This window comes from Nevskia soli (assembly GCF_903970205.1).
Classification (GTDB): Bacteria; Acidobacteriota; Terriglobia; order Bryobacterales; family Bryobacteraceae; genus Bog-113.
Genome location: NZ_CAJCHS010000260.1, coordinates 1 through 8,176 on the forward strand (window position 1 = coordinate 1; position 8,176 = coordinate 8,176).

At 58.3% G+C, this 8,176-nt stretch carries 8 protein-coding genes and 1 pseudogene; 3 read left to right on the forward strand and 6 right to left on the reverse strand.

Annotated features, from left to right (window positions below; all coding sequences use genetic code 11):
- Window positions 1-1,230, reverse strand: a 1,230-nt coding sequence (locus tag H1Y01_RS11830) for an ABC transporter permease (RefSeq protein ID WP_180540728.1), incomplete at its 3' end; no start/stop codon positions are given.
- Between the two features lie 20 nt (window positions 1,231-1,250).
- On the reverse strand, window positions 1,251-2,123 hold the full coding sequence (locus H1Y01_RS11835; protein WP_180540729.1) for an ABC transporter ATP-binding protein: 873 nt from the start codon (window positions 2,121-2,123) through the stop codon (window positions 1,251-1,253).
- 128 nt (window positions 2,124-2,251) lie between these two features.
- Here H1Y01_RS11835 and H1Y01_RS11840 point away from each other — a divergent pair, with 128 nt between their 5' ends.
- Window positions 2,252-3,280, forward strand: a complete 1,029-nt coding sequence (locus tag H1Y01_RS11840) for a lysylphosphatidylglycerol synthase transmembrane domain-containing protein (protein WP_180540730.1) — start codon at window positions 2,252-2,254, stop codon at window positions 3,278-3,280.
- Between the two features lie 28 nt (window positions 3,281-3,308).
- Here the strand turns inward: H1Y01_RS11840 and H1Y01_RS11845 are convergent, their stop codons facing one another.
- From H1Y01_RS11845 to H1Y01_RS11860, 4 genes are all read right to left on the reverse strand, one after another.
- Window positions 3,309-3,944, reverse strand: a complete 636-nt coding sequence (locus H1Y01_RS11845; RefSeq protein ID WP_180540731.1) for a hypothetical protein — start codon at window positions 3,942-3,944, stop codon at window positions 3,309-3,311.
- A gap of 103 nt (window positions 3,945-4,047) precedes the next feature.
- Window positions 4,048-4,797 carry a hypothetical protein gene (locus tag H1Y01_RS11850; RefSeq protein ID WP_180540732.1) on the reverse strand — a complete coding sequence of 250 codons (750 nt, stop codon included), beginning with the start codon at window positions 4,795-4,797 and terminating at the stop codon, window positions 4,048-4,050.
- A 103-nt stretch (window positions 4,798-4,900) separates the two neighbouring features.
- The gene (locus tag H1Y01_RS11855; protein WP_180540733.1) at window positions 4,901-5,335 is read right to left on the reverse strand and encodes a YkgJ family cysteine cluster protein; all 435 of its coding nucleotides are present in this window, start codon (window positions 5,333-5,335) and stop codon (window positions 4,901-4,903) included.
- Entirely contained in the window at window positions 5,325-6,113 is a 789-nt protein-coding gene (locus H1Y01_RS11860) for a VOC family protein (RefSeq protein WP_180540734.1), read from the reverse strand. The genes H1Y01_RS11855 and H1Y01_RS11860 overlap by 11 nt, the downstream gene beginning before the upstream one ends.
- Window positions 6,114-6,181: 68 nt before the next feature.
- Here H1Y01_RS11860 and H1Y01_RS11865 point away from each other — a divergent pair, with 68 nt between their 5' ends.
- Together H1Y01_RS11865 and H1Y01_RS11870 are read left to right on the forward strand one after the other, a co-directional pair.
- On the forward strand, window positions 6,182-7,753 hold the full coding sequence (locus H1Y01_RS11865) for a DHA2 family efflux MFS transporter permease subunit (protein WP_180540735.1): 1,572 nt from the start codon (window positions 6,182-6,184) through the stop codon (window positions 7,751-7,753).
- Window positions 7,754-7,772: 19 nt separating this feature from the next.
- Window positions 7,773-8,176 (forward strand): annotated as a pseudogene (locus H1Y01_RS11870) (RNA pseudouridine synthase); the annotation flags it as partial.

Sequence of the window (8,176 nt, forward strand, 5' to 3'; positions counted from 1 at the left end):
CAGTGCGATCAGTTTGGATCCCAAAGCCGGCCAATCGCGGCGCGGCAGGGTATCGTTGATATCGTCGACACCCGCGTCGCGCTCTTTCCCTACAAGCACGCCGGCGTAGTAAGTGATCATCGCGAACAGAAACGTATAGAGTGTGCTCTGAATTACATCGATAAGGTAATAGGTGACGGGGAATGAGGAGTTGCCATAACCGTCGGTTCCACTAACTAAAAGCGAAGTAATGCAGTTCAAGAGAGCGGCAATGGTGATGACGATGAACGGTACCGACTTGACCAGGCCGAGAAACTCGATGCGTGTCGAGCCGCGGAATTGAGTTAGTTGCGCGCCAACGCCGAAATGGGGAACCGCGGCCGTGGGCGCGTGCAAGCGGACCGCCTCCGGTTTGGCCTTCTTTACCCGAACCTTCTTGGGCTTTACAGCGCGTTCTTCAAAACGGAATCGCGAGTAAGCGAACGCAAAGATCAGGGCGGAAACCGCCAGCCACAGGACGCGATTCCAGAGTAGCAGCGGATCGCCGTAACCTACCGCATTGTGGTTCTTCTCGGCGACAGTCCAGTACTTAGTTACAAGCACAAACGTGCGGATGCCGAATGGATCCAGAATCGCGGCGATGCGCTCGTGCCGGATGTCTTTCACCAGCGCGTCGCCGACGCCGTATCCGGTGAGTAGCACCAGGCCGCCGACGAACGATACGACGGTGTTGCGCGTCATGATCGCGATCGCGAAGATGATCGCCGCGATAAGAAGCGAGTTCGGGATCGCGAACAGCAGAATTCCGTTCAGGTGGGCCATCCAGTGGATCGGACCCCAGCGGTCGGGATCGTTCCAAGGCATGTACTTCGCAACCAGGATCCCTAGTGAGACGCCGAGTAGCGGAATCACGGAGATCGCTGCCGAGCCCAGGTAACGGCCGAACAGATAGTTGAACTTCTTCAGCGGCGTCGCGAAAAGGAGTTGCGCGGTGTTGTGGGCGAAATCGCGCGTTGCGGCCGAGTTCACAAACGCGACCGACATCAACAGCGCGAGCAGACAAATAAACGAATATAAGTTCTGGATCACGTATGGCGCATTGCGATCGGTATTTTCCAGCGCGCCGCCGATGGTGACCTGGTCTGTCGAGGTCGCGAAGAAGATAAGCAGGGCGATGATGAACAGGAAAATCCATAGCATCCATGAGCGAAGCCAGTAGCGAATTTCGAAGCCGAAGATTTGGCTGAACATTAGTTGTCTCTCTACTCGACTTAGTTCAGGCCCTTAATGCGGGCAAAAAAGACGTCCTCAAGGTCCGGATTGACGGCCTCGAACTCATCGCCGGGCGCATCGGAACTGTGGATGTGTATCAGCGGGCGGCCGGAAATCAGCTTATTCGAGATGACGTGGAAGCGGGACTCGTATTCGGGCATTTCGGCCTTCTGAATGAACTTGCGCCAGATGCGTCCACCGACGGAAGAAACTGCGTCATCCGGAGTACCGGCGAAGAGGACGCGGCCATGATGGATGATCGCCATGTTCGTGCAGAGTTCCATCACGTCCTGCACGATGTGGGTCGAGAGGATGACGATCACGTTTTCCCCGATCTCGGCCAGCAAATTGTAGAAGCGGTTGCGCTCGCCGGGATCGAGCCCGGCGGTCGGCTCGTCCACAATCACCAGACGAGGATTTCCGATGAGCGCCTGCCCGATGCCCCAGCGCTGGCGCATGCCTCCCGAAAAGCTACTGAGCGCCTTCTTGCGCACATCATACAAGTTCACCCGCCGCAGCATGCCCTCGACCAGGTCGCGCCGTTCGCCGCGTTGTGTGTAGCCCTTGAGCATGGCGAGATGGTCCAACATGTCTTCGGCCGAAATGCGCGGGTAGACGCCGAAGTCCTGAGGCAGGTAGCCGAGGAGACGGCGGACCGCATCTTTCTGATTGAGAACGTCCAGGTCCCCGAGGAAGACCGTTCCGCTATCGGGCGATTGCAGCGTGGCGAGCGTGCGCATCAGCGTCGACTTCCCCGCCCCGTTGGGTCCGAGCAGTCCGTACATGCCGCGCGGGATGTCGAGTGAGACATCGTCCAGCGCTTTGACATCATTCGCGTAAGTCTTCGATAGATTTGCGATTCGCAATTCCAAGGTGCGGTCTCCTGTCGTGATTCCGGCTTATTGCGTTTATACGCGCAAGCCGACTTTGGAGTTCCGGAACTTGCTGGAGCGTGGTCCTGGCGCGTGCGAGAATCAGGTTGAGCTCATCACCGTAGCGCATGAAGCCTCCAAAGCGCCGTCCGAAGGTTCCGCAATGGGTCGTTCCGGTCGTGGGCTTGCTGGTGTCCGGCCTCAGCCTCTACTTCTCGTTTCGCAAATTCGATTACACCCAATTCGGGCACGACGTTAGAACCCTGATCTGGCCTTGGGTCATCCTGGCGATCGCGGCTGAACTGACGTCTTACATAATCGATTCCTGGCGATGGCTGGTGATTCTGAGTCCTGCCGAGCAACCGACGCTGCTGCAGTGCGTGCAGGCCACGTTCATCGGCGTGCTCGGAAACGACGTGCTGCTGTTGAAGGCGGGCGAGCTGATCCGTCCTTTCCTGCTGACCCGCTGGGCCCGCGTGCCGTTTTCCCTGTCAATGACCGCCGCGGTTGTCGAGCGCATTATGGACGGTGTGGTGATGGTCACGCTGTTCTATATCGTCACTGCCGATATCTCGAATACGCCGGCCTGGATGCGCGACGGTATGTTCGTGCTCAGCGTCAGCGTGGCGATTATCGCCGCGATCATTCTGTTTGTGCTGTTCTATCGCAGCCACGCGCATCGCATCGTGTCCGGGCGCTCGTGGACCGCTAAGTTCCTACACTTACTCGAAGAGATCCACATGCTGGGAAACTGGCGTACGTTGGCTTGCGCGTTCGCCATGAGCTTTTTCTACTTCCTGTGCCAATTTCTGGCCGTGCTGTGCCTGGGACGCGCCGGCAATTTCGACTTCGGGCTGCGGGAATCCGCGTTCGTGTTATTGGGCATGCGGCTGGTGACGATGATCCCGAATGCTCCCGGTAATGTAGGGACCTTTCAGCTGGCGTTCGAGACTTCGCTGCGCGTGCTGATGGTGGAGAGTTTCAATGCGAAGAGTTTCGCCCTGATCGCGTATGTGGTGATGCAATGGACGCCGGCGCTCGTTGGCGTGCTGTGCGTGGCGCTGACCGGGATGAGTATCGGGGAGATCCATAAGCAGGCCCACCACGCGCATCGTGAGAACGAGGAGCTGCGGGGTGGCGTGATTGAGGCGGGGTGAAATTGCGCCGTTCCGCATGTCCATTTGATTAGGGAATCCAGTGTCCGATCGCTTTCTGCGTCAATATCGATATAAACAGCGCCCATCCGAAACTAAGGAATGTCCCTATGATGACGTACTCGGCAACTTTGCGCTGGCTTGCATCCTTGATCTCGCCAAAGCGGAGAATCGATTTCGCAGTGATGAGGAAGCCGATACCGCTCGGCTGATTGATCAGGACGAGGAGCATCACCAGAATGCGCTCTAAATAGCCGATGTACCGCCCGCCTTCCGCCAGTCCGGAGATATCATACTCGCGAACCTCATTCGTGAAGCGGCTGATCAGTCTCGCGATCACGTTGCTTCCGACCGGGACGCAGAGAATCACTCCGGCGACGCAGCTTAGACAGCCGAAATACCACCTCCATATATCCGGCTTTAAACTCTTTGTCCACCATCCGTTTTTCACCGCATCCGGGAGATAGTAGGCTATCGCCAGGAATGCCGCCAGGCGCAAGCAGTGACATATGGCAAACAAAGTAGTTGAATCCGGAGTTACATGCGCTTCTATGGCTGCTGTCACAACCAGAGTCAGCAGGAGGCTCAGTAAGATGGTCCAGTGGAAGGTTCCGAGCAACAGGCAAGATATCGCAGTAACAGTCAGGCCATTTAGGAGTGGCCCCAAGATCGGCCGCGTGCGCTCGACCTGAAAATCTGCTCGAAGGATTAACGCCCCGAGTAGATATGCCGTTATAATTGCACAGAGCGTGGAAGCCATAAAAAACCCGTCAACCGTTTTTGGTTGTCTGCGCGGAGACAACCATTTTTGGTTGACGCTCTGCCTCCGTCGATTTGGACGGTGTTTCTTCGCGTTGTAGCAAAGCTGCCCACGGCATTTCCTCGAATCCACGGATTGTCTCCCGGACCACATGCCAGTTTGCCGCCCTAAGCGCCTTTGCGACGGCCTGCTTGGAGACGGTCGGACGCAACAGCCGCGCGACATCCTGATAGTCCGGCTCTTTCGGATGAATGGCAACACAAACGATCTGGGCCTGGCGCCGCGTCCATTGGCCGATCAACGCGTCGCACAGATGACCGATGACAGGCATCCAGTCAGACACCGGACCAGCCGATTTTGGCACTTCAATCGTCATTCGCGAATACTGAGTCATCTGATCCAAAGCATGACCCGAGAGTACGAAAGCTTGTCCCGTTGACAACGCAACACGTTTGAACGGAGTCTCGCTGCCGGCTCCCAATCCGGTCGCGACCCGAGTGTCTGCTATCCCTTTAGCCAGCAAAGAAGCGCGCAGGAAGATACTGACGCGCAAAGCCATGGACGGATCGGTTAGAAGCAATTGCCAGCCGTCGCCTCTGAAAAACTCCGGCCTCCCCCTGACCAAACCTCGCTTCCAGCGCTTCACCTCGTCCACAGCCCGAATCAGAGAAGAACGAACGGCTTCGAGTTGGCGTCGCGGCAAACGGCTGGAACCGATGATGTCTCCCGTCAGGACAGCCTGGTTTCCGCGCTGAATCATTATCGTGTTCGAGGCGTCCGTTCGCTTTCCGTATTGTAGGCTGCCGGGTGGATCTCGACGTTGAGACGCCTGAGATCTTCTTGGCTCCAGCGGGCGTCGACCACTAAGTATCCGCCTCCCGCATCTCCTTCAGCGACCGTTCGACTTCCTCTAGCGGCACAAAATCTCCTTGCCCCATTCCCGGACAGTAACGCGCCGTCTCGCTCCACGCCTCTTCACTCGCCAGAAGATCGGGCCAGAACGGGAAGGTCCGGCACTGCGTCGGCTTGGCCGGATGAATGCCGCAGCCGCCGCGCTCCAGAAAATGACATTGCGAATGCGGCGGCTTGCGGAGCCGGAGTAAGTGGCGCGTTCGATAAACGAATCGCCTCTCAAACTCTTCCGGCGTTAGATTCACGAATGCGGCGGCGCGCAGCAGGTCGGACTCCGTCAGGTAAACGTAGCCGCGTTGATCGCAGCAGTTGGTGCAACCCGACTGGCAAACGAAGCGGATGCGCGCCGGGTCTATCCGTGAGTTGATCCGCGTGCTAAGCGGCATTCTGCGGTTCGAATAGCGCGAAGACCGCGCCTTGCGGATCGGCCAGCACCGAGAACCGTCCCGCTCCGGGAATCGACATGGGCGGCGCATAAATGCGGGCGCCGTGCTGCTCCGCTTTCTGAGTCGTTCCGTCGCAATCCGACGTCTGAAAGTAAAGCAGCCAATGGGATGGCGCGCCGTGCTGCGGACCTTGCGGCGGGATGCCGCCAATCATATCGCTGTGATCGTCTCCATTCTGAATATGAAGATAACCCGAGGGATCATTCTTCGCACCGATCAGTTTCCACCCGAAGAGCTGCTCATAAAATGGCTTCGCCTTCCCGGCGTCCTTGGTGATGAGATCAGCCCAACAGAACGCGTTCTCCTCGGCCGCGATGCCGATACCCTTGTGCTCGTTCGCCTGCCAGATGCAGAACGTGGCGCCCGTGGGGTCCTGAATCACCGCCATACGTCCAACCGTGAACACATCGAACGGCTCTTTCAGAAGCGTGCCGCCCAGACTCGCCGCTTGGGACGCGGTCGTATCGGCATCCTCGACGGCGACATACAGCGCCCAGTTCGGCGGAAGGCCGGGCATATCGTTTCCAATCTTGAATGCCGCGCCGGTGTCCAAGCCGTTGAGCTGGAACATGGTGTAGACCTCGCCCGGTCCCATGGGATTATCGATAAAGGTCCAGCCGAAAAGGTTGGAGTAGAACTTCTTCGCGGCATCCTGGTCGGTAGTCGCGAGTTCGATCCAGCAAAAACTCCCGGGTTTGTGCATGGTGTCTTCAGGCATCGGTTAGTGAGTATAGCGGAAAAAGCCCCAAACGGCAGATTGGATAATTCACAATAGGACCGAAATGAATGAGTGAATGGACTCCCCGGCACAACCGCTGGGCAATTGCGCTCACGGTAACGCTGGCGACATTCATGGAAGTCCTGGATAGCTCGATCGCCAACGTCGCGCTGCCGCATATCGCCGGTAGCCTGTCGGCCAGCCAGGACGAATCCACGTGGGTGCTCACCAGTTACCTGGTTTCGAACGCAGTCATTCTTCCCATCAGCGCGTGGCTCGCGACCAAGCTCGGCCGCAAGCGCTTCTACATGTCCTGCGTGGCCATCTTCGGGGTGAGCAGCGTCCTATGCGGACTGGCGCCGAGCCTCGGAATGCTGGTGATCTTCCGCATCATCCAAGGCGCCGGCGGCGGGGGACTTGCTCCCAGCGAGCAAGCAATTTTAGCCGATACGTTTACACCGGCGCAGCGCGGGATGGCCTTCGCGGTCTACGGCATGGCGGTGGTTGTCGCGCCGGCGATCGGGCCGACGCTGGGCGGGTGGATCACCGACAATTTTTCCTGGCGCTGGATCTTTTACATCAACGTGCCCGTCGCGATTCTCTCGTTGTTCCTCACGCACCGGCTCGTGGAAGATCCGCCGTATCTGGTCGCGGAACGCAAGCGGGCGTCGACCAGTAGCGTTGATTTTTGGGGACTCGGGCTGATCACTGTTGCGATCGGCTCGCTTCAGGTGGTGCTGGACAAAGGCCAGGAAGCCGATTGGTTCTCGACCTGGTGGATCACGATGTTTGCCGGTGTCGCGCTGGTCACGTTCATCGTGTGGGCGATCTGGGAGTGGCGGCATCCGTTCCCGATCGTGAATATCCGTCTGTTCCGGAATCGCAATTTCGCCGTGGCGATGGGATTCACATTCATGCTCGGAATGGTTCTCTACAGCACGACGGTGATGATTCCGCAGTTCCTGGAGCAGCTGCTTGGGTATCCGGCAGTAAAGGCTGGAGAGGCTCTCGGCGGCGGCGGTCTGGCAATGATGGTGATGATGCCGGTGGCGGGGCTGCTGGTGTCGCGCATGGATCCGCGGCTGATCATGGCGGCCGGTTTCGCGGGGACGTCGACAGCGCTCTACTGGATGATGCTCCACTTTACGACGACATTGGACTTCCACACGGCATTTCTGCTGCGAACGCTGCAGGCGGTCAGTCTGCCGTTCATCTTCCTGCCATCGAACACGCTGGCGTACGTGGGGATCGCGCGCGTGCAGAATAACCAGGTCTCGGGGATGAACGCGTTCGTCCGAAACATCGGCGGAAGTATCGGGATCGCCATGATCACGACGTTGCTGACGCGCCAGGGCCAGAAACATATCACTTATCTCACCGCGCATGCGGTACCGGGGAACAGTACGTTTGACCAGATGGTAGATGGGATGAGCGCGACACTACGTAGCGCGGGGCTGCCGGCCGCGACGGCTACGCAGCAGGCGTATGCGCGCATCAACCTACTGATTACCGGGCAGGCTACGGCACTGGCCTATGTGGATGTCCTCTCCTGGATGGCGCTGTTGATTGCCGCGCTGATTCCGTTTGTGTTGTTGATGCGACGGGGGAAGCCGGGCGGGGATGCGCCGCCGGCACATTGAGGCCGAGGCGGAAAACGACGTGCTCAACCGGGGCTATGCTTACGCAACAATCATCAGCAACAAATGTCATGGGCAGACCCTCCTCTCCCACTTGGCAACCCTCTATCCCCACTCCACTCCGCAAGCCTGGCAACAGAAACTGAACAACGGCGAAGTTACCCTCAATGGCAGCACCGCCACCGGAAGCGAATCCGTCGCTTTAGGCCAAGCCCTTGTGTGGAACCGCCCTCCCTGGATCGAACCCGATTCCCCTCAGAACTTCGAAATTCTGTTTGAAGACTACCATCTGTTGGCCGTCAACAAGCCTGGGGGGCTCCCAACACTTCCCGGCGGCGGCTTCATGGAGAACACTCTCCTGCGCTTGGTGCAAAACCGAATCCCCAACGCAAACCCTGTCCACCGGTTGGGCCGAGCCACCACAGG

Excerpts from the sequence above, each read along its gene's own strand:
- H1Y01_RS11840 (WP_180540730.1), top strand. The coding sequence starts at position 2,252 with ATGAAGCCTCCAAAGCGCCGTCCGAAGGTTCCGCAATGGGTCGTTCCG.
- H1Y01_RS11850 (WP_180540732.1), bottom strand. The coding sequence starts at position 4,797 with ATGATTCAGCGCGGAAACCAGGCTGTCCTGACGGGAGACATCATCGGT.
- H1Y01_RS11855 (WP_180540733.1), bottom strand. The coding sequence starts at position 5,335 with ATGCCGCTTAGCACGCGGATCAACTCACGGATAGACCCGGCGCGCATC.
- H1Y01_RS11860 (WP_180540734.1), bottom strand. The coding sequence starts at position 6,113 with ATGCCTGAAGACACCATGCACAAACCCGGGAGTTTTTGCTGGATCGAA.
- H1Y01_RS11865 (WP_180540735.1), top strand. The coding sequence starts at position 6,182 with ATGAGTGAATGGACTCCCCGGCACAACCGCTGGGCAATTGCGCTCACG.